The organism is Rhodopseudomonas julia, assembly GCF_030813515.1.
GTDB classification, from domain to species: domain Bacteria; phylum Pseudomonadota; class Alphaproteobacteria; order Rhizobiales; family Afifellaceae; genus Afifella; species Afifella julia.
Genome location: NZ_JAUSUK010000002.1, coordinates 1024210 through 1045668, shown reverse-complemented (window position 1 = coordinate 1045668; position 21459 = coordinate 1024210). Strand labels below are relative to the sequence as shown.

Annotated in this window: 20 protein-coding genes, 2 tRNA genes and 1 CRISPR repeat array; of the genes, 13 read left to right on the top strand and 9 right to left on the bottom strand. The window is 63.2% G+C overall.

All coding sequences use genetic code 11. The features are described from left to right. The first annotated feature begins 101 nt into the window (after window positions 1–101). From cas5c to cas2, 6 genes are read left to right on the top strand one after another with little or no spacing between them, the layout of a single operon-like run. Window positions 102–800: a type I-C CRISPR-associated protein Cas5c gene (gene cas5c, locus J2R99_RS14210; protein ID WP_307155071.1), complete on the top strand. Its 699-nt coding sequence runs from the start codon at window positions 102–104 to the stop codon at window positions 798–800. Continuing rightward, a complete protein-coding gene (gene cas8c, locus J2R99_RS14205; protein ID WP_307155070.1) occupies window positions 797–2560 on the top strand; it encodes a type I-C CRISPR-associated protein Cas8c/Csd1 in 1764 nt (587 codons plus the stop codon). Before cas5c ends, cas8c begins: the two co-directional genes overlap by 4 nt. Further along, on the top strand, window positions 2553–3506 hold the full coding sequence (gene cas7c / locus J2R99_RS14200) for a type I-C CRISPR-associated protein Cas7/Csd2 (protein ID WP_307155069.1): 954 nt from the start codon (window positions 2553–2555) through the stop codon (window positions 3504–3506). The genes cas8c and cas7c overlap by 8 nt, the downstream gene beginning before the upstream one ends. Window positions 3507–3511: 5 nt before the next feature. Beyond that, window positions 3512–4201 carry a CRISPR-associated protein Cas4 gene (cas4, locus tag J2R99_RS14195; protein WP_307155722.1) on the top strand — a complete coding sequence of 230 codons (690 nt, stop codon included), beginning with the start codon at window positions 3512–3514 and terminating at the stop codon, window positions 4199–4201. Next, complete coding sequence (gene cas1c, locus J2R99_RS14190; RefSeq protein WP_307155068.1) at window positions 4198–5232, top strand: type I-C CRISPR-associated endonuclease Cas1c; 1035 nt, start codon at window positions 4198–4200, stop codon at window positions 5230–5232. The genes cas4 and cas1c overlap by 4 nt, the downstream gene beginning before the upstream one ends. Window positions 5233–5235: 3 nt before the next feature. Further along, entirely contained in the window at window positions 5236–5526 is a 291-nt protein-coding gene (gene cas2 / locus J2R99_RS14185) for a CRISPR-associated endonuclease Cas2 (RefSeq protein ID WP_307155067.1), read from the top strand. 214 nt (window positions 5527–5740) lie between these two features. Next, a CRISPR array of direct repeats spans window positions 5741–6235; the repeat unit is 32 nt; unit sequence GTCGCCCCTCACGCAGGGGCGTGGATCGAAAC. A 124-nt stretch (window positions 6236–6359) separates the two neighbouring features. Here cas2 and J2R99_RS14180 read toward each other — a convergent pair. After that, window positions 6360–6436: transfer RNA gene (locus tag J2R99_RS14180), tRNA-Pro, on the bottom strand. Window positions 6437–6654: 218 nt separating this feature from the next. Here J2R99_RS14180 and J2R99_RS14175 point away from each other — a divergent pair. Then, window positions 6655–7020, top strand: coding sequence for a hypothetical protein (locus J2R99_RS14175; protein WP_307155066.1), 366 nt, complete (start codon window positions 6655–6657; stop codon window positions 7018–7020). A gap of 71 nt (window positions 7021–7091) precedes the next feature. Here the strand turns inward: J2R99_RS14175 and J2R99_RS14170 are convergent, their stop codons facing one another. From J2R99_RS14170 to J2R99_RS14160, 3 genes are all read right to left on the bottom strand, one after another. Next, window positions 7092–7541 (bottom strand): DUF192 domain-containing protein, encoded by a 450-nt coding sequence (locus J2R99_RS14170; RefSeq protein ID WP_307155065.1) that lies wholly within the window; start codon window positions 7539–7541, stop codon window positions 7092–7094. 61 nt (window positions 7542–7602) lie between these two features. Beyond that, window positions 7603–8178, bottom strand: coding sequence for a cold-shock protein (locus tag J2R99_RS14165; protein WP_307155721.1), 576 nt, complete (start codon window positions 8176–8178; stop codon window positions 7603–7605). Between the two features lie 125 nt (window positions 8179–8303). Continuing rightward, on the bottom strand, window positions 8304–9107 hold the full coding sequence (locus tag J2R99_RS14160; RefSeq protein WP_307155064.1) for an SIR2 family NAD-dependent protein deacylase: 804 nt from the start codon (window positions 9105–9107) through the stop codon (window positions 8304–8306). A 34-nt stretch (window positions 9108–9141) separates the two neighbouring features. Here J2R99_RS14160 and gloA point away from each other — a divergent pair, with 34 nt between their 5' ends. Further along, window positions 9142–9582, top strand: a complete 441-nt coding sequence (gene gloA, locus J2R99_RS14155; RefSeq protein ID WP_128294239.1) for a lactoylglutathione lyase — start codon at window positions 9142–9144, stop codon at window positions 9580–9582. A gap of 137 nt (window positions 9583–9719) precedes the next feature. Further along, window positions 9720–9795: transfer RNA gene (locus J2R99_RS14150), tRNA-Glu, on the top strand. A 188-nt stretch (window positions 9796–9983) separates the two neighbouring features. Here J2R99_RS14150 and J2R99_RS14145 read toward each other — a convergent pair. Together J2R99_RS14145 and fabF are read right to left on the bottom strand one after the other, a co-directional pair. Continuing rightward, window positions 9984–11522: an acetolactate synthase large subunit gene (locus tag J2R99_RS14145; RefSeq protein ID WP_307155063.1), complete on the bottom strand. Its 1539-nt coding sequence runs from the start codon at window positions 11520–11522 to the stop codon at window positions 9984–9986. A gap of 312 nt (window positions 11523–11834) precedes the next feature. Beyond that, complete coding sequence (gene fabF / locus J2R99_RS14140; RefSeq protein WP_307155062.1) at window positions 11835–13106, bottom strand: beta-ketoacyl-ACP synthase II; 1272 nt, start codon at window positions 13104–13106, stop codon at window positions 11835–11837. A 426-nt stretch (window positions 13107–13532) separates the two neighbouring features. On the opposite strand from fabF, the gene J2R99_RS14135 reads away from it, so the two are divergent. From J2R99_RS14135 to hxlB, 3 genes are read left to right on the top strand one after another with little or no spacing between them, the layout of a single operon-like run. Then, a complete protein-coding gene (locus J2R99_RS14135; RefSeq protein WP_307155061.1) occupies window positions 13533–14615 on the top strand; it encodes an ABC transporter permease in 1083 nt (360 codons plus the stop codon). 8 nt (window positions 14616–14623) lie between these two features. After that, complete coding sequence (locus tag J2R99_RS14130; protein ID WP_307155060.1) at window positions 14624–15682, top strand: ABC transporter permease; 1059 nt, start codon at window positions 14624–14626, stop codon at window positions 15680–15682. A gap of 13 nt (window positions 15683–15695) precedes the next feature. Continuing rightward, on the top strand, window positions 15696–16256 hold the full coding sequence (hxlB, locus tag J2R99_RS14125) for a 6-phospho-3-hexuloisomerase (protein ID WP_307155059.1): 561 nt from the start codon (window positions 15696–15698) through the stop codon (window positions 16254–16256). A gap of 57 nt (window positions 16257–16313) precedes the next feature. Here hxlB and J2R99_RS14120 read toward each other — a convergent pair whose 3' ends face one another. The 3 genes from J2R99_RS14120 to J2R99_RS14110 all read right to left on the bottom strand — a co-directional run bounded on the left by J2R99_RS14120 (window position 16314) and on the right by J2R99_RS14110 (window position 20400). Continuing rightward, window positions 16314–17804: a sugar ABC transporter ATP-binding protein gene (locus J2R99_RS14120; RefSeq protein ID WP_307155058.1), complete on the bottom strand. Its 1491-nt coding sequence runs from the start codon at window positions 17802–17804 to the stop codon at window positions 16314–16316. A 21-nt stretch (window positions 17805–17825) separates the two neighbouring features. After that, window positions 17826–18827, bottom strand: coding sequence for an autoinducer 2 ABC transporter substrate-binding protein (locus J2R99_RS14115; protein ID WP_307155057.1), 1002 nt, complete (start codon window positions 18825–18827; stop codon window positions 17826–17828). A gap of 169 nt (window positions 18828–18996) precedes the next feature. Beyond that, window positions 18997–20400 (bottom strand): aminotransferase-like domain-containing protein, encoded by a 1404-nt coding sequence (locus J2R99_RS14110; protein WP_307155056.1) that lies wholly within the window; start codon window positions 20398–20400, stop codon window positions 18997–18999. A gap of 77 nt (window positions 20401–20477) precedes the next feature. Here J2R99_RS14110 and J2R99_RS14105 point away from each other — a divergent pair, with 77 nt between their 5' ends. Continuing rightward, on the top strand, window positions 20478–21413 hold the full coding sequence (locus tag J2R99_RS14105; RefSeq protein ID WP_307155055.1) for an EamA family transporter: 936 nt from the start codon (window positions 20478–20480) through the stop codon (window positions 21411–21413). Window positions 21414–21459: the final 46 nt, after the last annotated feature.

The window sequence follows — 21459 nt, the reverse complement described above, 5'->3', positions numbered from 1 at the left end:
TAGAAAACGACCTTCTCTGCGGCTACACGGCCCAGTTGCACGATCTCCATAAGAGACGGGATAATCAGTAACCGAGAAAACAAAGGTGGGGGCGATTCACCATGACCTACGGCATCCGTCTTTTGGTCTCAGGCCCCTTCGCCTGCTTCACTCGGCCGGAAATGAAGGTGGAGCGCGTCTCCTATGACGTGATGACGCCGTCGGCAGCGCGCGGCATTCTGGAGGCAATCCACTGGAAGCCCGCGATCCGTTGGGTGATCGACGAGATCCATGTGCTGAAGCCGATCCGCTTCCGCTCCATCCGCCGCAACGAGGTGGGTCACAAAGCCTCCGCCCGCAATGCCAAGACGGCAATGAATCGCGGCGATCTCTCCGGCCTCGCCCTCCTCGTCGACGAAGACCGTCAGCAGCGCGCCTCCACCATCCTCGTCGACGTCGCCTACGTCATCGCCGCGCATTTCGAGATGACGGAAAAGGCCGGGCCGCAGGACAACGAAGGCAAGCATCTCGACATGTTCAATCGCCGGGCGCGCAATGGACAGTGTTTCCACCAGCCCTGCCTCGGCACGCGGGAGTTCGACGCCCGTTTCCGGTTGATCGACCTGGATGAACCGATCCCCGAACCCGACACCTCCGCACATACGGCCGAGCTCGGCTACGGCACCCCTCGCGATCTCGGTTTCATGCTCTTCGACATTGACCACCAGGCGAAGGGGCGGCCGTCGCTGTTTTTTCGCGCCATGCTTCAAAACGGCGTCGTGAAGGTGCCTCCCCTCGGCTCGCCGGAGATCCTGCGATGACCATCCTTCAATCCCTGGCGCGCGCCTATGAGCGGATTCCCGACGCACCACCGCCTGGTTTCGCCACGCAGAAGATCGGGCTCGTTATCGGATTGAACGCCGACGGGACAATCGCGACCGTCTCAGACCTGAGGGAAGCGCAAGGCAAGAAAAAGGTCGCGCGGCAGATGTCGGTGCCGGCCCCGGTGAAGCGGACGGTCGCGATCCTTCCGAACACGTTCTGGGACAAGACGTCTTACGCGCTGGGGGTAACCGCCGGATCTGGCAAGCGCACGGTGCAGGAGCATCAGGCCTTCGTCGATCATCACCGCAAACTGATTGGCGCGACAGACGATCCGGGCTTGCTTGCCTTTCTCCGCTTTCTCGACCTGTGGCAGCCTGAAATGTACGAGGCGCATTTTTCGGAGGATCTAAGGGACGAGAACGTCGTCTTCGCGCTGGAAGACGAGCGGCTGCAAAACATTCATCTGCATGACCGCCCTGCGGCCCTTAAGATTCTGAATACAGCCGACACAGAGGGTGGCGGACAGATCTGCCTCATCTCGGGAAAACGTGCGCCGTTCGCGCGGTTGCACCCGGCGATCAAGGGCGTTTGGGGCGGACAATCCTCTGGCGGCTCGATCGTGTCTTTCAATCTCGACGCCTTCGAATCCTACGGCCATGAGCAAGGTGAGAACGCGCCGGTCTCGGAAAGCGCCGCCGAAGCTTATGCCGGCGCACTCAACCATTTCCTCCAAAAGGATTCCGGACACCGCGTGCAGATCGGTGACGCGTCGACCGTGTTCTGGGCGGAAGCAGACGACACGCAAATGGCCGCTCTGTCGGAGAAAATCTTCGGAGCGATGGTCGGCGGAGCGGACACTAAGGCGTCGGCCGCGGAGGAGGAAGCCGCGGCAAAGCGGGTCGGCATCGTGCTTGAGAAAATCCGCGCCGGCCAGGCGCTGAAAGACGTCGAACCGAAGCTCGGCGATGGCGTTCGCTTTTACGTGCTGGGCCTGGCGCCGAACGCTGCGCGCATTTCTGTCCGCTTCTGGCTGGCGGAGAGTTTCGGCGAGCTTGCGAAAAACTACGGCCGCTACAGCGCGGACATGCACATCGCGCCGCCTGACCCACACGGCACGCCGGCGCTCTGGCAGTATCTTTCCGAAACGGCGGTCCTCGGCAAGCGCGAAAACGTTCCGCCGAACCTCGCCGGCGAGTGGACGCGTTCAATTCTGACGGGAACGCCCTACCCGCTCACGCTTCTCAATACGGTTCTCATGCGCATTCGCTCCGACGGGATCATCAACGCCCGCCGCGCGTCGATGCTGAAAGCCGTTCTCGTTCGCAACTTTCGCATGGAAAAGGAGGCCCCTGTGGCGCTTGACCCGGACAATCGCAACAAAGGCTATCTGCTCGGCCGCCTCTTCGCGGCCTACGAGCACGCCCAGACCGGCGCACTCGGCCGCGGCGTCAACGCCACCATCAAGGACAAATTCTACGGTGCGGCCTCCGCCCAGCCGAGAAAAGTCTTCGCACTCCTGGAGGCAGGTTCGGCCAACCATCTCTCGAAGATTGGCAAGGTCCGACCGGGCCAGCGCATCCATATGGAGCGCACGATCGGCGGGATCATGGACCTGATGGATCCGAATTCGGACCCCTTCCCCGCCACCCTATCCGCCACCGAGCAGGCTCTTTTCGGTCTCGGTTATTACCATCAACGCAACGCCTTTTTCGCGACCAAAGAAATTCCCTCTGAGGAGACCTCGACCGATGCCTGATCTTACGCAACGCCACGACTTCGTTCTGATCTTCGACGTCAAGAACGGCAATCCGAACGGCGATCCCGATGCGGGAAACCTGCCCCGACTCGATCCGGAAACGGGTCACGGCCTCGTCTCTGACGTCAGCCTGAAGCGCAAGATCCGCAATTACGTAGAGATCGCACATGGAGGAGAAAGCGGCCGGGCCATCTACGTGCAAGAAGGCGCAATCCTGAACGAGAAGCACCGCGAGGCCTACAAGGCCATTCGGCCGGGCGAAAAGGTCGATGGCGCGAAGCTCAACCCCCACGGTGACGAGGAAGCCGACAAGCTGCGCCGCTTCATGTGCGACAATTTCTTCGATGTCCGCACCTTCGGGGCCGTCATGTCGACAGGCATCAATTGCGGTCAGGTGCGTGGCCCTGTGCAGATGACCTTTGCCCAATCGGCCGAGCCAATCGTTCCGCAGGAGATTTCCATCACCCGCATGGCCGCGACCACCGCCAGAGAAAAAGAAGAACGCCGCGAAGGCGAGGCCGATGACGACAATGCCCGCACGGAAAACCGCACCATGGGCCGCAAGCACATTGTCCCCTATGGCGTTTATCGCGCTCATGGCTTCATCTCTGCAAAACTTGCGGAGCGCACCGGCTTCTCGGACGATGACCTGGCACTCCTCATGGAAGCGCTGGAAGCCATGTTCGAGCATGACCATTCAGCCGCACGCGGCGAGATGGCGACCAGGAAGCTCATCGTCTTCCGCCATGCGACCGCGCTCGGCAATGCGCCCGCCCATAGCCTCTTCGATCGCGTCAAGATCTGGCGCGCCTTCAAGGGCGAGACGTACGAGCCGGGCAGCGAACGCCTCGACAACGCGCCTCCCGCCCGCGCCTTTTCTGACTATGCCGTGACGATCGACCGGGAGAACCTGCCGGACGGGGTGGAGATCATCGAGCGGCTGTGACGGCGATGGCGGCGGCGGATCTTCTCGGTAGAGAAGCCCCTGCAGAGGGCGCCGAGCCCATTCCCCTCTCCGCCCTTCAGCACGCCGTCTACTGCCTGCGCCAGGCGGCGCTCATCCATCTGGAGCGGATGTGGGCGGAAAACCGCTTCACGGTCGAGGGCGACATCCTCCACATCGCCACCGACCGGCCCGGCCAGCGGCGAGTGCGCGGCGTGCGCCGGGTCTCTTCCCTCCCCATCGCGAGCACGCGTCTCGGCCTCGCTGGCGTCGCCGACATGGTGGAATTCCTGAAGACGGAGGACGGGCGGGAGATCCCGCTTCCCGTCGAATACAAGCGCGGCAAGCCGAAACCGCATCGTGCCGACGAGGTGCAGCTCTGCGCCCAGGGCTTGTGCCTGGAAGAGATGTTCGGACGGCCCGTGCCGGAAGGCGCGCTCTTCTACGGCGAGACGCGTCGACGTGTCGCCGTCACTTTCGACACCGGCCTGCGCGCTTTGACCGAAGAGACCGCCGCCAAACTCCGCGCCGTCTTTTCGAAGCACGTGACCCCCGCTCCCACGCCTCACAAGAGCCGGTGTCGGGCGTGCTCGCTCTCCGAGCTCTGCCGTCCGAAGGCGGTGGCCCGCTCCGCCGGCGCCTGGACACAGCAGAGGCTCGCTGACCTCCTTGCGGAGACGCCGGGGGACACCGGGTGAAGAAGCTCCTCAACACCTTGTACGTCACTACCGAGGGAGCTGTGCTGCGCAAGGACGGAGAGAACGCTGTCGTCTCCGTCGATGGTATTGAGCGGGCGCGCGTTCCCTTCCACATGCTCGCCTCGATCGTTCTCTTCGGCCCGATCGCCGTCTCGCCCGCGATGATCGGGGCGGCGGCGGCGCAGGGCATGACGATCGTGCTTCTCGACCGCGTCGGCCGTTTTCAGGCGCGCATCGAAGGGCCCGTGAGCGGTAACGTGCTCTTGCGGCGCGCCCAATACGCCGCCTCCGAGACGCCTGCCGACATCGTCCGCGCCCTCCTTTTGGGCAAGATCGCGAACCAACGCACTGTCTTGATGCGAGGTTTGCGCGACCATAGCACCGGACTGAACGAAGAAGCGCGTCAGGCACTTGAAAGCGCGGTCGCGCGACTTGCTCAGATCTTGCGACGGGTCGAACTTGGCGGAGGTGACGCAGAAGCGCTGCGCGGCGCCGAAGGCGAGGCCGCAGCGCTCTATTTCACCGTCTTCGACCATCTGATCCGCGTTGAAGACGGTAACATGCGTTTTCGCGGCCGTTCGCGTCGCCCGCCGCTCGATCCCGTCAACGCGCTCCTCTCCTTCCTCTACACGCTTTTGACGCATGATTGCCGTGGTGCGGCGGAAGCCGTCGGACTCGATCCAGCCGTGGGCTTCTTGCACCGCGACCGCCCTGGACGTCCGAGCCTTGCGCTCGACCTGATGGAGGAGTTGCGCCCCGTACTGGCCGACCGGCTGGCGTTGTCGTTGATCAATCGCAGGCAGCTTGCTGCCGACGATTTCGAGACACGCGAGGGCGGCGCGGTGATCATGCGTGACGAGGCTCGCCGCACCGTTCTGACGGCCTGGCAGGAACGCAAGCGTGAAGAGCTTCTCCACCCCTTCCTGGGCGAAAAAGCACCGCTCGGCCTCGTCCCGTACATCCAGGCGCAGATGCTCTCGCGGCATCTTCGCGGCGACCTCGACGCCTACCCGCCCTGGTTCTGGAAATAGACGATGCTGGTTCTCGTAACCTATGACGTGAGAACGAGTGACCCGGGCGGTGCCAGGCGGCTCCGACGCATCGCCAAGGCTTGCCGCGATTTCGGCCAGCGCGTGCAATTCTCGGTCTTCGAGATTGAGGTCGACCCGGCCCAATGGACGAAACTGAAGGCGCGGCTGGAAGGCATTATCGATCCGGCAGCCGACAGCTTGCGCTATTATTATCTCGGCGCAAAAGGGCAACGCCGCGTCGAGCATGTTGGCGCCAAGCCAGCATCCGATCTAGAAGGCCCCCTGATCGTATGATCCTCCACCGAAAGCGGTGGCAACGCTGAAGAGCTGTCGCGAACCGCAAGCGTGCCGCGTTTTCCCGGCAGGTTCGCGCAAGTCTCAACCTCCTGAAAACACTGCACTGAAACGGACGCACTTCCCGGCGCGCCGTCCTCCAGACGCACGCCGAGGCACGGTTCGCGCAAACATCGTCGTTTTCTCTGACCTGGTCTCGCTTTATCTTGAGGCGGTCGCCCCTCACGCAGGGGCGTGGATCGAAACGGCTGCCAGCCCGGAGCCGACGTTCTTGACCGCATGTCGCCCCTCACGCAGGGGCGTGGATCGAAACGGAAACAAGCGCTGGCGCGCCGTTGACAGCGGCTGGTCGCCCCTCACGCAGGGGCGTGGATCGAAACGGCTGACCCATTGATGTTGCAAATTAGGTCGCCAGGTCGCCCCTCACGCAGGGGCGTGGATCGAAACTGGTCTGCGAGAAACATCTCGGCCGCCGGCGTGGTCGCCCCTCACGCAGGGGCGTGGATCGAAACTCAGCCTCAGCTGACCCCGGCTGCGGCAGTGATGTCGCCCCTCACGCAGGGGCGTGGATCGAAACTTCGCCTGCACCTGCGCGAAAGCGTCGAGATAGCGTCGCCCCTCACGCAGGGGCGTGGATCGAAACTCCTGAAAGGCCGTGTCGTCCGCGTCGATCGGCAGTCGCCCCTCACGCAGGGGCGTGGATCGAAACGCTTCAATCTGAGAGGGGAACGGGGCTGCGGATGTCGCCCTCACGCAGGGCCGCCAATGATCGTTGGCGGCACATCGTCAGACGAAATGACCGACCCAAAATATCTTGATTATCAGAGGCTTAATGGTCGGGGCAGCAGGATTCGAACCTGCGACCCCCTGCTCCCAAAGCAGGTGCGCTACCAGACTGCGCTATGCCCCGACGCCACAATTGCGCGGAAACTAGGGGGCTGACGCCGCCGGCGCAAGCGGGAAAGTGAGGATGAAGGCGAAAGCCCAGAATTCCGGAAAACGGCACCGTCACCTTCGCCGCCGTCCTGTGTCGTCCTCACGAGCCAGCTCGCGGCCTCCGGACTGTCCTCCAACCATTGTCCAAAATGCCGGCACTTTGCTAAGCCCGCCGCAATTCTGGAGAAATGAATGATGAACGACGAGCCTGCAACCGACCAACCACCCGCCGTTTCAACGTCTGGGGAGAAGTCCCCCTCCTCCGTGATCGGCCCACAAGACGGGGTCTTGTGGCAGGGCCGTCAATGGGCGGTGACCGATTTCGGACTGGAACGGCTGGGCGGCGGACAATCCGTCCCGACAGACCGATTGTTTGAAGACATCTCCGTCTATTCCTGGATTCGCCGCATGGGCGACAGGCCCGATGTCGATCTCGACGATTTCACCACCGCTTTCATGGTCGCGCTCGTCCTCCACGGCTTCGTCACCAACCTGCCGGGCGCCAAAGTTCTGGAGGATTTTGAGAAGGCGGAACGAAAGCGTGCCCGATCAGCCTGAGGGCAGCTCGCAACAGCTGATCTGACGCGCCTATCTGCTTGACATCTTTCGAGGGCGAAACGGGCAGCCCGTCAGTTTCGCTCGATCGCTTGTCCCGAAACCCGATCGCCCGGCCGGATATGAAGCCGGTCCGCCGTCCCACCGGCCACTTCGAGCACGAAACGCACCGGCCGCTCAGAGGCGATCGTCGTTTCAGACAGGGGCGTCGTCTCCTTGGCGATGCTCTGCACTTTATGGTCGGAGCCGATGAACACCATGTCGAGAGGCACGTAGGTGTTTTTCATCCACATGGTGATCGGGCGGTCGGAGCCGAAATCGAAGAGCATGCCGGTCCCGCGCGGCACCTCACGGCGGTACATGAGACCGCGCGACCGCTCCTGTTGGGTGAGAGCAAGCTCCACATTGAAGGTATGCGAACCCTTGGCGCTCTCGATGGTGAGCGGCTCGGTCGCCCCTTGGGCCGCGGCGCCTGCCGCCAACAGAACGAGACTGACGAAGAAAGAGAGCAGCCGGACTGCCATCACACCAAGCCTTCAGTTCAAGATGAGAGATACGGTCCCGACCGCCCGAGACATTGGGAAATCAGTGGGACACGGGAATATGGCCGCCCGAATGTGGCCGGATCTCGGCGGCCATCAGGCCCTTTTCGCCCTCGCCGTAGCGCACGAGCACAAGCTGACCCGGGCGAAGCTCGGCCATTCCGAAGCGCCGCAAGGTTTCCATGTGGACGAAAATGTCGGGAGCGTCATCGCCTTCCGTGACGAAGCCGTAACCCTTCAGACGGTTGAACCATTTGACCGTTGCCGTCACGAGCGGGCTCGTCGGCGTGACCGTGCTGCGCTGGCTCGTCGGTGGCAATGTGGACGGGTGTGGCGCCTCGCTTTCGTCCATCGCAAGGACGCGCATCGCCTGCAGTCCCTTTGCGCCCGGCAGCACCTCGCACACCACGCGGGCGCCTTCATAGGCGGCCTGAAAACCGTCCCGCCTGAGACATGTGACATGCAACAAGACGTCCGGCATGCCGTTGTCGGGCACGATGAAGCCGTACCCCTTGGCGACATCGAACCATTTGATATGGCCCGAAACTTCGATCACCTCAGACGCGGCCTCGTCGCGAACAGCGTCTTCGCGGACATCCGCTTGCGGCTTGAAGCCCATACGAGACCACTCCATCGAGGACCTTCGAGCCTGCGAACGGCAGCGCTTCCAAAATCGGTCCATTGATTCGTGCAAAAAAGCATAACATCGGTGCGGCCAGAGGCCACAAGACCTTTAAGAAGTTTTCACGGCTTTCCTTGTGCACCACCGCGGAGCTCGGGAAATAAAGCACTAAGAAGCGCACCGATCTCGCCCGAAAAACAGCTGTCCGCGACGTCGTCGAGAGGCGTCTCCTCCCGATTCAAAATCACCAGTCGTGCTCCAGACTGCTTGGCAACGAGCGGTATTGTAGCTGCCGGATGGACCACCAGCGACGAGCCGAGGACGATCATCAAATCGCATTCCTTGGCAAGCTCGAATGCCCGCCGCATCTCATGTTCGGGCATCGCCTCGCCGAAGGAAATGATCGCGCTCTTGATGAAACCACCGCAATCGGGGCAGCGCGGGCTTTCACCTTTCGCTTCGATCATTTTATGGACTTCGCCGAGCGTGAAGGGCTCGCGGCAGTCGAGACAATGCGCATAGGTGGCATTGCCGTGAAGCTCGACGAGATATTCGGGCGGCAGGCCGGCCCGTTGGTGCAATCCGTCGACATTTTGGGTGACCACCCCCGGCGAGCGCCCTTCCGCAACGAGATGGGCAAGGACACGGTGCGCGATGTTCGGCTCGGCCTTCGAATAGATTTCGTCGAGCATGAAACGCCGCCGCCAATCCTCAAGCCGCACCTCCTCGCTCGCCATGAATTCCTGGTAGGTGATCGGCTCCATCTTCGACCAGATACCACCGGGCGAACGAAAATCTGGAATTCCTGATTCGGTCGAAATACCGGCCCCGCAGAAGGCGACGATCGCCTTCGCCTCATCGACCAGACGCTGGAGATGCGCGACCTCACCCGAGAGCGTGTCATTGTCAGTTTGGATCTGTGCCATAAGCTTTCCCGCCAACCACTCACGGAGGCATGCAATGAAATATCTGCACACTATGGTGCGCATCAAAGACGTCGACCAGTCGCTCGACTTCTACTGCAACAAGCTCGGGATGGAAGAGGTCCGCCGCAGCGAGAGCGAGAAAGGCCGCTTCACGCTGATCTTCCTCGCAGCGCCGGATGACAAGGCCCGTGCGGAGACGGAACGCGCACCGCTCCTGGAGCTCACTTACAACTGGGACCCGGAAGAATACGACGGCGGCCGGAATTTCGGCCATCTCGCCTTCGCTACGGACAACATCTACGACACCTGCCAGAAGTTGATGGATGGCGGTGTGACGATCAACCGCCCCCCGCGCGACGGCCATATGGCGTTCGTGCGCTCGCCGGACGGGATCTCGATCGAGCTTCTGCAAAAAGGCGACGCGTTGCCGCCGGCCGAGCCCTGGGCCTCGATGCAGAACACCGGCTCCTGGTAAGAGCGCTTTCGCCCAGGCGCGCGGCCCTCGCCGACCGTCTGAGCGAGAGGCCTGGCAAGGCCAATCAAATTTCCCACATATGATTTTCCTTGCATGACTTGTTTGCGGCGCCGTGCCCGACTATAAGGCGCCGCGAAGCGCCCATCGTCTAGCGGTCTAGGACGCCGCCCTTTCACGGCGGAAACAGGGGTTCGATTCCCCTTGGGCGTACCATTCTCCCGGCTTCGCACATGCGATTCGCCCCGAGAATACGGCGCGAGGCGCCGCCTTTCCCGAGAACAGAACCGTCAGACAGCTTCCCGTGACCGTGAGCCCGCGTTTGGGCTCGCAGCCAAGCTGCATTTCACGTGCTGCGGCAGAATGATCTCGGCCCGCCGGACGAATCAGGCGAGCCGAGAGCCTCAGATCATCAATTCGATCAGGAACGGCCCCTCGCGCCCGAAGCTTGCCCGCATCAGGTCTGCAAGCTCCTCCAGCGTTTTTGCGCGTGCGGCCTCGACACCCATGCCTTCGGCAAGCTGGATCCAGCCGAGATCGGGATTGCCGAGGTCGAGCATCTGCATCGCCGTCGCTCCCGGCGTCGCACCGACATTGGCGTACTCGCCGAGCAGGATCGCATATTGGCGGTTGTTCAAGATGACGGTCGTGACCGGCAGTCGCTCGCGCGCCTGCGTCCACAGCGATTGGATCGTGTACATGGCCGAACCGTCGGCCTGGAGATTGATCACCCGACGCCCCGCGCCTGCAACAGCAGCTCCCGTCGCGACGGGCATGCCATCGCCAATCGCTCCGCCGGCGAGGTGCAGCATGTCGTGCGCCGGCGCGGCATAGGTCTCATCGTACAAGCCACGGCTATAGGAGATAGCCTCCTCGCAGAGGATGGCATTCTCCGGCATCAGGGCCGCGACGGTGCGGGCCAGACCTTCAGACGTCGGCGCGCCGTGTGCCACCTCCGGCCGCGGTCCCGGATCCGGCATTGCCGCAGGAGGAGCTCCAAGCTCATCGATGAGCGCCTGGAGCGCGACCACAACATCCTGGTCGCCGCGCGCCAATGTCTGCAGCTCTGCCTCCGCGCGATATTCGATCGAGGGCTGACCGGGATACCCGAAGAAGGAGACCGGCGGCTTTGCCGCGACGAGAATAATCTGCTCGAATCGCTCAAGCGCGGCCCGCGCCGCTTCGGCCACATAAGGAACCCGGGCGAGCGGCACGCGGCCCTGCCCTCGCGCCACCTGCCCGCAGACGAAATCCGCCATGAGTGTGGCACCCGTCGCTTGCGCCACGCGCCAGGCGAGCTCCTGGGCCGGCTGGAGCAGCCCGGCCCCACCGAGGAGGATGAGGGTCTCGCGGCCGCTCTGCAGCATCCGCGCGGCCGTCTCGATGGAATGGGGATCGAGCGGTGCCGCGGGCAGCGCCGGCAGAGCCTCGGCCACGATCCCGCCCTCGCTCCAGCACGTATCGGACGGCAGGATCAGGGTCGCGACCTGCCCAGGCAGCGCACGCGCGGCCTGCGTCGCGGCCGCGGCATCCCGCCCGACATCGGCAGCAGAGCTTGAAGAACGCACGAAGCCGGAAACCGTATGGGCGAGGCTGCTCGTATCCATCGTCAGTGGCGCGTCGTGCGGGCGATGATACGTCGCCTGGTCACCGACGATGTTGACGATCGCGGCTCTTGCCCGGCGCGCGTTGTGGAGATTGGCGAGGCCGTTCGCGAGGCCAGGCCCGCAATGCAGAAGCGTGCAGGCCGGCCTGCCAGCGATCCGCGCATAGCCATCGGCCATCCCCGTGACGACGTTCTCCTGCAGCCCGAGGACACAGCGCATGCCGTCGATCTGGTCGAGCGCCGCGACGAAGTGCATCTCGCTCGTCCCGGGATTGGCGAAACAGGTGTCGACGCCTTGATTGAGGAGGGTTCTGACGAGGCTATGTGCGCCGTTCATCGCATTGTCCTTCTTGGAGACTTTCCTTTTCTGCCCCGACCAAGAAACGACGTTCCAGGTCACAGGGCAGAATGGGGCCGTGCTCCGCCGCGGTCGGTCGCTTAAAGCGGCGACGGACGCCTCCCACCCGCCCCGTCCTATGGGACGGCACGTGTGGCGACAATGAGTTTTACGAGATGAAAAAGCCGCGGCTGAAAAATCCGCGAGTCGCGCCGGCCGGGCTGCTTATCCGCCGCCCGGCCAATGACGCTGATACCGACGAAGGGCGGCTCACAACATGAGCCGCCCTTCCTGAAAAATTGATCTGCGCCGTCAGTTCCAGCGCTTCAGAACGACGCTGGCGTTCACGCCGCCAAAGCCGAAGCCGTTCGACATGGCGACATCGACCTTCTGCTCGCGGGCTTCAGGCCCGATGAGATCGAGGCCCTCTGCGCCTTCCATCGGATTTTCCAGGTTGAGGGTCGGCGGCAGAATGCCGTCGCGCAACGCCAGAATGGTAAAGACCGCCTCCAATCCGCCGGCCGCGCCGAGAAGATGGCCTGTCGCCGATTTGGTCGACGAAATCGCAACCTTGTGGTCGCCGAAGACGGACCTGACACCGGCAAGCTCACCGGCGTCGCCAACAGGCGTCGACGTCGCGTGCGCGTTGAGATAGCCGACGGCAGAAGGTTCAATACCGGCCTGCCGAAGCGCGATGGCCATGGCGCGGCGGTTACCGGCCCCATCTTCCGGGCCAGCCGTCAGATGATAGGCGTCGGCAGTGGTCCCATATCCGAGGACTTCCGCGATCGGCGTCGCGCCGCGCGCTTCGGCATGTTCCAGGGTCTCCAGCACCAGCATGGCCGCGCCCTCGCCCATCACGAAGCCGTCGTGATCGCGATCGAACGGCCGTGAGGCCTTTTCGGGCGTCTCGTTGAAATGCGTGGAAAGCGCCCGTGCCGCCGCAAACCCGCCAAGGCTGACGCGGTCGATGCAGGCCTCCGCGCCGCCCGCCAGAATCACATCCGCCTCGCCGTCCCGGATCAGCCGCGCCGCATCGCCGATCGCCTGCACGCTGGCCGCGCAGGCCGTGACGGGCGCGCCGATCGGCCCGCGAAAATGGTGCCGGATAGAGACCTGACCCGCAGCCAAGTTGACCAGGAACGACGGAACGAGAAAAGGCGACAGACGCCGCGCACCGCGGGCCGTGGTCAGGTCTGCGGCCGCCCGCATTGCCGGAAAGCCGCCGACGCCCGAACCGATCACCGTACCGGTGCGCTCGCGCTCTCCTTCATCCTCGGGATGCCAGTCGGCCTGCCCGAGGGCCTCTTCCGCCGCCACCATCGCCATCTGGATGAAGCGGTCCATCTTCTTGAGGTCTTTCTCCGGCACCACGCGCGTGGGCTCGAAGCCGCCTTCCGCATCATCGGAAAGGGAGGGAACGACACCGCCGATCTTGGACGGGATATCGGGGACGACATCGTCGGGGAGTGCGCGGATGCCGGAGCGGGCTTCGATCAACCGGCTCCAGACGAGGTCCACACCGCAGCCGAGCGGCGAGACGACGCCGAGTCCAGTCACGACCACACGCTTGTTCGGGTTCATGGAAAGATCCTGACGTTCACATTCTCAGAAAGACGATTCGGCGCAACCTGCACTCCGAAGCCGCATGTGCAAGGCGGCATGACGCGCATTGCGACATTGCGCGGATCAACTCAACCCTTCCGGCAAGCCGCCGCGCGCCGTTGCCGGCCTCGATCGCTCTCGGTCATGCGCAGGTTGAATAGCCTGACCCAGCGCCGTCGACCGCCCTAATCTGATGTCATTCACCAGAGCCTACAAGCGCCACGAAGAGACACACATGTCTCTCGCCAGAGAACGGGCGCATCAGCCGGCACGTGGGCAACGGGCCACATGGTTCTTCTGTTACATAGTCGTACAAACTTGACCGTGATCAGCGAGCCATGCAATCGGACGCTGAGCGCTGGCCCTGCCTGACGCCAACGATGAGAACGAGTTCTGGGGAAGTGGATGACGACGAGGTCCGCCTTTGAGCCAAATGCGCCAACGCCAGGTGCAGGCGCATCCTGGCGCGAGCGGCTATGGCCTCGCGGCGGGAGCGGAGCTGGTGAAAACCTGCGGCTCCTGGCCCTGATTATCCTTGCCTACATCGTCATCGTGACGATTCAGTCACCGGATTTCCTGTCGCTCGCATCTCTGTTCGATCTGATCCGCACAGGCTCCGCGCTCACCATCGTCGCGCTCGGGGTCCTCGTCGTCATGGTCACCGGCGGCATCGATGTGTCGTTCCTGGCAAACGCTATTTTGTCGGCCTGGATCGCCACGGCGTTATCGAATGCGCTCGGGATCGACAGCCTCGCCTTCGCCCTCACGGTCGCGATTGGCATCGGCACCTTCGTCGGCCTCGTCAACGGCCTGATCATCTATCTATTCTCGCTGCCCACCTTGATCACGACCCTTGCGATGCAGGGGGTTCTGCAAGGCGTGCTCATGGTCTTTCTCGGTGCACGGCCGATCACGGCGGGCTTCATGCCCTCCTCGCTGCGCGATTTCGGCACCGCCGTCCTGTTTGAAATCCCGGCCGGCCCCGGCTTCACCGGGCTTTCGGTCTTCGCAATTCCCCTCGTGATCGTGATCGCCCTGACCTGGTATCTTCTCAACCGGACGCCGATCGGACGGGCGAGTTATGCGCTCGGCTCCAACCCTCTCGGCGCCGTGCGCTCCGGCGTCGAAGTCTTGAAGATCAACCTCGTCGTCTACGGCTATGCCGGCGCGCTCGCAGGCCTCACCGGCTTGATGATGGTGTCGGAAATCCGCCTCGTGAACCCGGTCTCGCTCGTCGGCAACGAGCTCATCGTGCTTGCGGCGGTCGTCATCGGAGGCGCGAAGCTGACAGGCGGCACAGGCTCCGTCGGTGGCGTCGTTCTCGGCATGGCGCTGATCACGCTCTTGAGCAACACGCTGGTGACGCTTGGGCTGTCCGCCTCGTGGAATCGCTTCTTCATTGGCGCGGCCATGGTGGCCATCGCTGCGATCTCTCACTACCGGGCGAAGCAGCGCAATCTGAAGCTCCTCAACTTCCAGGATGTGTGAGCACGGCCATGGCTGATACAACGCCTTCTCACGTCGCACCGCCGCGCAAACGGCCAGGATTGCAGGCCCGCCTCAACGAAGAATTCCTGGCCGAAGTCGTTCTCTACGGCATCGCGGCGATCGTGCTGGCCCTGATCGCCATGCGCCTTGGCGGTGCTTTCTTCAATTCCACCAACCTTGTCTCGGTTCTCGAGCAGGTGCCGGAATTTGCTCTTTTCTCGCTCGCCATGGCGATTGCCATGATCACCGGCGGCATCGATCTTTCCGTCATTGCCGTGGCCGACCTCTCGGCAATCTTCGCCGCCTACATCATGACCAATCCGAGCATCGTCGACGCGCTTGGCCCCGGCGGCGCGATCGCGCTCGCCACCTTCGTGGCGCTCGGATCGTCGGTGCTGATGGGGCTCTTCAACGGCATCATCATCGCCCGTTTCGGCGTCCCGGCGCTGGTAACGACGCTCGGCACGATGCTGCTTTATTTCGGCCTCGCATCGGGGCTGACGGGCGGCGTCGGCATCACCGGCATGCCTTCCACATTCACCGACATTTTGATGCTGAAGCTCGGGCCGATCCCCGTTTCTTTCTGCGCATTGGCGGTGCTCTTCGTCCTGGCATCCTTCTACATCCGCAACTCGCTCTTCGGAAAAACCCTCTATCTCTACGGCGACAACAAGGTCGCGGCCCTTTTCACGGGCCTGCCGATCAATCGCGCCATCTTGATTTCCTATGCGCTTTCCGGCCTCCTCGCCGGCGCCGCCGGCCTCATCATGCTGGCGCGCTTCAATTCCATGAAGGTCGGCTTCGGCGACACGTTTCTGCTGCAGGCGATCCTGGTGGCGGTGCTTGCCGGCATGGACCCCTATGGCGGCCGTGGACGGCTTCTCAACGTGCTTGCCGCCGTCCTGCTTTTGCAATGCGTGGAGAACGCCTTCACCATCGAAGGGCTTTCGCCCTACGCCAAGAAGATGATTTGGGGCGGGCTTCTCCTCATCTTCATGGCGTTGAACTTCTTCGTGCGCAGGATCGTGAGGCGCTCGCTGACGCGTGCCGCGCTCCGTGCTGGCTGATCAGGAGATGACAATGGATACGATCACAAGCGGCTTCAAACGGGCCGTCGAAGAGCTGAGCCAGGTGGCGAAGCGCCTGGATGAAGCCGAAATCAGCGCCTTCATGGATGCGATCGTCGGGGCCAAACGGGTCTTTCTGATCGGTGTCGGGCGCGAAGGTCTGTCGACACGTGCCTTCACCATGCGCCTCATGCATCTCGGCAAGGAAGCGCATTGGATCTGGGACGACACGACGCCCTCGATCGGCCCGGGCGACCTGCTGATCGCCACATCCGGCAGCGGCTCGATCGGCCATATCGACTATATTCATGATCAGGCGGTCGCGGCCGGCGCCGCCACCATCGTCGTCACCGGCGATCCGAGCGGCACGACGGCGCAGAAGGCGAAACAACGCCTGTTCCTGCCGGCCGCCGTCTTCAAGGGCAAGGCCGACGTAGTGCCTTCCAGCCAGCCGATGGGCAACCTCTTCGAGCAGGCCCTTCTCATTCTCTTCGACCAGATCGTGATCGCGCTCGCCGAGCGCATGCAGATCGACCGCGAAACCATGGTCGGGCGTCACCGCAACGTCGAATGACGTTGCGGCGTCCACCAAGCGCTTAAGCTCACATTGAGATCGGGGCCGACAGGGCGCTCAGTCGTCCTGTCGGATGGTTGCAGCAATGCGACCCGACGTGATCTCCGGACCCGAAAATTCCTCGACGATCCGCCCCGTGCGGAAGACGAGGACGCGGTTGCAGCTCATGGCGAGCTCGTCGATATCGTCGGAAATCATGATGACGCCGCAGCCCTCGCGCGCCAGCGTCTGCACGATTTCGTGAATCTCCGCCTTGGAGCCGACATCGATGCCGGCCGTCGGATTGTCGAGGATCAGGATCTTCGGCTCGGTCGCCAGCCATTTGGCGAGCACGACCTTCTGCTGGTTGCCGCCTGAGAGGCTCTGTACGGCCTCTGCGGCCGACGGGGTCTTCACCCGCACCTTCGTCACCCATTCGTCGCCGATCGTCGCTTCCTTGTCGCTCGAGATGAGCGACAGCGAGCCCTTGATGCGCTCATAGATCGACGAGGCGATGTTCATACGGATCGGCTTGCGGCCGAAAAGACCTTGGCTCGCCCGATCCTCGGAGACGAGCACGATCCCCGCGCGCACCGCATCCTGCGGCGAGGTGATACGCAATTCTTTGCCGTCGACGAGCACACGGCCGGACTTCGCCGGATTGAGACCGAAGAGAGAAAGAGCGGTCTCTGTGCGGCCGGAGCCGGTCAGGCCGGCAAAGCCCAAAACCTCGCCCGCCCGCAACGCGAAAGACAAATCGCGATACTGGCCGTCGCGCTGGAGATCCTGGACTTCGAGGAGGACCGGAGCATCCGCCCTCACCTCGTCACTCTTGCCGGCGACGACCCGCACACCGGTCATCAGGAAACCGAGCTCGCTGACGTCGATATCGGCGGGCGCGTATTCACCCACTTCCTTACCGTCACGCAGCACATAGATGCGGTCTGCAATCTCGAAGACCTCGTCGAGCTTGTGGCTGACGAAGATGACCGAGATGCCGCGTTCCTTGAGGCGCCGCACCATGGCGAGCAATTGCTCGACGTCGCGCGCCGGCAGCGCGCTTGTCGGCTCGTCCATGATGAGCAGCCGACACTCCTGCGTCAGCGCGCGTGCAATAGCCGTCGTTTGCTTCGCGCCGAAGGACAGATCGCCGAGCCTTGCATCGAGCGGCAGCTTGGCCCCGAGAGAGGCAAGAGCCTCTTCCGCTGTCTTCCGGCAGGCTTTCCAATCGACCCACAAACCCTTGCGGTGCTGGATCTCGTGAAACGCGATGTTCTCGGCAACCGTCAGATCGGGAAAGATCGCCAGATCCTGGTAGATGATCTGAATGCCGAGGCGCATCGCCTGCGACGGGCTCAAGCGCTTATAGGCATGGCCATCGAAGACGATGTTGCCCGAATCCGGTTCCTCGGCACCGCAGATGCACTTCATGAGTGTCGACTTGCCGGAACCGTTCGTGCCGGCGATGCACAACACCTCGCCGGCGGCGATCGACAGGTCGACATGATCGAGGGCCTGGGTCGCGATATATCGCTTGCTCAGGCCCTCCAAGCGGATCAGTTCAGCCATGATCGCTGAGCATCCCCTGGGTCAGAACTTGTAGTTCTTCCAGTTCTCTGCGGTCAGGATGAGCGTCGCATCGCCATACACGACGCCGTCCTCGATGGTGACGCTGTCGTAGCCCGGCCGCTTCAGATCCATGCCCGCCTCGACAGTTTCGCCGTTCAGAAGCTTGTAGGCGACAAAGGCGGAAGCATAGCCGGCGTCGGCAGGACGCCAGCACAGCGCCACATTCTGATAGCCGTCTTCGAGATAGGGGCCATTGATGCTCGGGAGGCCGAGGCCGACCACAGCGATGTCCTTGCGCCGCAGCTTCTCGACAGCGAGGGCCGCCATCGACGTGCCCGACACCGAGCAGCCGACGATGCCCTTGAGGTCCGGATAACGCTTCAGCACCTCGTTGACCTTGTCGAGCGCGGTCTTCTCGTCGTTGTTGTCTTCGATGGGCTCAGACAGGACGAATTCCATGTCCGGGTAATCGGCCTTGATGTGCTCCATGCCGGCATTGAACCACTGCATGTGCGTTTCCATCGTCAGCGCCCCGACGATCGCGACGAACTTGCCTTCCCCATTCATGGCCTTGGCGAGCTTGTCGAACATGAGGGCGCCGAAATCCTCGTTCTTGAAGGCTTCGACATCGTAATCGGCCGTGCCCGCAAGGCTCTTCGCCTCATGGCTGACGATGACGATACCAGCGTCCTTGGCCTTCTGCAGCACCGGCTCCATGGACTTCGGATCGTTGGGGACGACGAGGATGGCGTCGACATTCTTGGCGATCAGGCTTTCGACCATCTGCGCCTGCTTGGCAGGATCTCCGGTCTCGGGCGCGATCTGATAGGCGTTGACGCCGAAATCCTTGGCGAAATCCTCCACGCCCGTGCGCATATCGTCGAACCAGGAGATACCCTCCTGCTTGGCACACATGACGATTTCGAATTTCTTGGGCTGAGCCCAGACTTTCGACGCTCCCGGAAGCGCGGCACCAGCCGTCAGAAGGGCGGCGGAACCGAGCAATGTTCTTCTTGTAATCACTATGGGTCTCCTTTGTCTCCGAGGAGGAGGGCACGCTGCTCCCGCCCTTTTAATTGCACCTTGATTTGCATCAAGGACAATTTTGTGCCCGATCGTCGCGCGGAAGCTCCAGCCTGGCGGCAAGGAATAAGCCTCGATGCGGCCGTCTCCCAAGCACACAAGAGCCCGCTCAGACGATGAAGGCCGCCTCGCCGGGGCTTTCGCCGAGAAGCCGTTTGAGGCGCAAAAGCCCCTCTTCCACCCGTGACCGAGACGCCTCATGGCTGAGGCAGATACGAACCGCGGCAGGCGCCGAGGCGGGATTGACACAAAAGGAGCGCGCCGAGCGCAGGGCGACACGCTCACGCTGCGCCGCAGCTTCGAACGCATCCGGCCGCCAGCCCTCGGGCAGCTGCAGCCAGATATGAAAGCCCGCCGGGTCGGCGGCAAAGCGGCTCCCTTTCAACGTCTCACACGCCAAGGCTTGCCGTTCCTCTGCGGCCTGGCGCTTCTCCTCATTGAGGCGCGCCGCCGTCCCGTCCTCGATCCACCGCGTCGCAATCTCCGCCATCAGCGGCGGTGGCATCCACGAGGAGAGAGCGACGCCCGCCCGCAAAGCCCTCTCATGACGCAGAGGCGCGCTCAGATAGCCAACGCGCAACCCCGGCGCGAGGCTCTTTGAAGTGCTTGCGACGTAGATTGTCTGCTCGGGCAAATAGGCGCCGAGGGGCGCCGCTCGTAAGCGCGGCAGAAAGCCGAAGACGTCATCTTCCAGAATGTCGATACCGTGCCGCTCAGCAACCGCAGCGACAGCCCGTCGGCGCGCCTCACTCATCGTCGCCGTCGTCGGAGTATGCAGCGTCGGCATGGTGTAGAGGAGCCGCGCCGCCGTCGCCTTGCATTGCTCGTCGAGAGATTCAGGCAAGAGGCCCTCCCCGTCCATGGCGACGGGAAAAACCCTGAGACCGAGACGCTCGGCCGCCGCCAGGACAGGTGCATAAGAGAGCGCCTCGGCGAGGATCGCGTCGCCAGGCCGCGCCAGCGCCAGGAGCGCTACGAAGAGCCCCTGCTGCGAGCCGTTGGTGAGCACGATTGACCGCCCCTGGCGAGAAAGCCCGAGCGTTTCGATCCATGCGCCCGCGGCCTCTGCATGCCGCTCCGCCGTTCGTCCCGGCCAGTGATCGAGAAAGGCCGAGAGCCCCGGCTCGCCCGAAAGTGCCCGCAACGCCTCGGCAAACTCCCTCTCGGCCCCACCGAGCGGCGGCAGATTGTTGGCGAAATCGATCGTCTCGCCGGTGGGCCGTGCCAGACCTGCATTCCATGCGCCGCTTGCTGCCGCCGTGACCGCTCTCGCATCGCGCACATAGGTGCCGCGCCCGACACTGCCTTCCAGGAAGCCCCGACGCACCGCCTCCCCGTAGCCGCGCGTCACCGTCGACAGCGACAGACCCAACCGCCAGGAAAGATCTCGTTGCGGTGGCAACCGCTCGCCGGCGCGCAATTCACCCTCGGAAATCGCCGTGCCGATCGCCTCCGCGAGCGCCGTATAGGCAGGGCCGGAAAAGCGTGAAAGATCGGGAGTCCACATTGCCATCAATACAATAATCCGATTGCCTTCATTATTGCGCGAGACATACCAATGCAATCGCGATCTTATCCTGGGAAACGGCGATGTCTTCATCCCCGCGCAGCGGCATTCTGTACGCGCTTCTTTGCCTCCTCATCCTCTCGGCGATGCCACTCATCGCCGATGCACGCCCGGACGGGTCGAGCGGCCTCGCTTTCGCCATCTGGCTCACTTTCTGGCAGCTCGTTGCGGGCCTTCCGCTCTTTGTCGTTGAGGCACGGCGCGGCACCTCCGCGGGAGGGGTGGCGCAGCGACCTTCCGCCCGAACGATCGCTGTCGCGCTCTTGACCGGAGCAATGTTCGCGGTGGCGACCTACATGTATGTGGTGGCAGCCAAGAAAGCCGGGCCGGTCAGCATGGTGATCGCGCTGCAGGCCTATCCCCTCTTCGCCATCCTCCTGGAGGCGATTCTTCTCGGCAAGCGCAAGAGCGCGACCGAACTCGGCTTCACCGCGCTCCTCCTTGCAGCCCTGGTCTACCTCACCACCGGCGGCACGTTCCGCATGGCGGACATCTCCTGGTGGTCAGCCTACGCACTCGGCATCCCGGCCCTATGGGCCGTCGCGCATGTGCTGCTGCGCCAGATCCTGACGACGACGTCGATCACGCCAAACCAGGTGACCGTCACCCGCCTTGTCGTCTCCGGCGTCGTGCTTCTCGCCCTTCAGGCGGTCATTGGCGAACCGGGCGCCCTCTTGCAGGGGTTCACCGACCCGACCTTCCAAAAAGCTGCGATCCTTCTTGGAGTCGCCTACTATCTGGAGCTCGTCTTGTGGTTCAACGCCATACGCCACATCGACGTCTCCGTCGCGAGCTCGATCACCGTACCGACCCCGGCCGTCACCATGCTGATCACGGTGGTCGTGCTCGGCGGGCAGGTGGAAACGTTCCAGATCCTGGCGATGGTGGTGATCTGCGTGGCGCTCTATGGGCTCCTCTTCGCCGGCCGTCATGCGCGGCGCGCGCCCTCGCCCGGATGACCGTCCCCGATAGCAACAGCACCACCGTGAGAGCCAACGCCTGATC

What these genes read in the sequence shown, in the direction of transcription:
- J2R99_RS14110 (WP_307155056.1), bottom strand. Translation starts at nt 20,400, where the DNA reads ATGGCAATGTGGACTCCCGATCTTTCACGCTTTTCCGGCCCTGCCTAT.
- cas5c (WP_307155071.1), top strand. Translation starts at nt 102, where the DNA reads ATGACCTACGGCATCCGTCTTTTGGTCTCAGGCCCCTTCGCCTGCTTC.
- J2R99_RS14170 (WP_307155065.1), bottom strand. Translation starts at nt 7,541, where the DNA reads ATGGCAGTCCGGCTGCTCTCTTTCTTCGTCAGTCTCGTTCTGTTGGCG.
- cas2 (WP_307155067.1), top strand. Translation starts at nt 5,236, where the DNA reads ATGCTGGTTCTCGTAACCTATGACGTGAGAACGAGTGACCCGGGCGGT.
- J2R99_RS14160 (WP_307155064.1), bottom strand. Translation starts at nt 9,107, where the DNA reads ATGGCACAGATCCAAACTGACAATGACACGCTCTCGGGTGAGGTCGCG.
- hxlB (WP_307155059.1), top strand. Translation starts at nt 15,696, where the DNA reads ATGGATACGATCACAAGCGGCTTCAAACGGGCCGTCGAAGAGCTGAGC.
- J2R99_RS14175 (WP_307155066.1), top strand. Translation starts at nt 6,655, where the DNA reads ATGATGAACGACGAGCCTGCAACCGACCAACCACCCGCCGTTTCAACG.
- J2R99_RS14105 (WP_307155055.1), top strand. Translation starts at nt 20,478, where the DNA reads ATGTCTTCATCCCCGCGCAGCGGCATTCTGTACGCGCTTCTTTGCCTC.
- J2R99_RS14130 (WP_307155060.1), top strand. Translation starts at nt 14,624, where the DNA reads ATGGCTGATACAACGCCTTCTCACGTCGCACCGCCGCGCAAACGGCCA.
- J2R99_RS14135 (WP_307155061.1), top strand. Translation starts at nt 13,533, where the DNA reads ATGACGACGAGGTCCGCCTTTGAGCCAAATGCGCCAACGCCAGGTGCA.
- fabF (WP_307155062.1), bottom strand. Translation starts at nt 13,106, where the DNA reads ATGAACCCGAACAAGCGTGTGGTCGTGACTGGACTCGGCGTCGTCTCG.
- J2R99_RS14165 (WP_307155721.1), bottom strand. Translation starts at nt 8,178, where the DNA reads ATGGGCTTCAAGCCGCAAGCGGATGTCCGCGAAGACGCTGTTCGCGAC.
- cas7c (WP_307155069.1), top strand. Translation starts at nt 2,553, where the DNA reads ATGCCTGATCTTACGCAACGCCACGACTTCGTTCTGATCTTCGACGTC.
- J2R99_RS14120 (WP_307155058.1), bottom strand. Translation starts at nt 17,804, where the DNA reads ATGGCTGAACTGATCCGCTTGGAGGGCCTGAGCAAGCGATATATCGCG.
- gloA (WP_128294239.1), top strand. Translation starts at nt 9,142, where the DNA reads ATGAAATATCTGCACACTATGGTGCGCATCAAAGACGTCGACCAGTCG.
- cas4 (WP_307155722.1), top strand. Translation starts at nt 3,512, where the DNA reads ATGGCGGCGGCGGATCTTCTCGGTAGAGAAGCCCCTGCAGAGGGCGCC.
- cas8c (WP_307155070.1), top strand. Translation starts at nt 797, where the DNA reads ATGACCATCCTTCAATCCCTGGCGCGCGCCTATGAGCGGATTCCCGAC.
- J2R99_RS14145 (WP_307155063.1), bottom strand. Translation starts at nt 11,522, where the DNA reads ATGAACGGCGCACATAGCCTCGTCAGAACCCTCCTCAATCAAGGCGTC.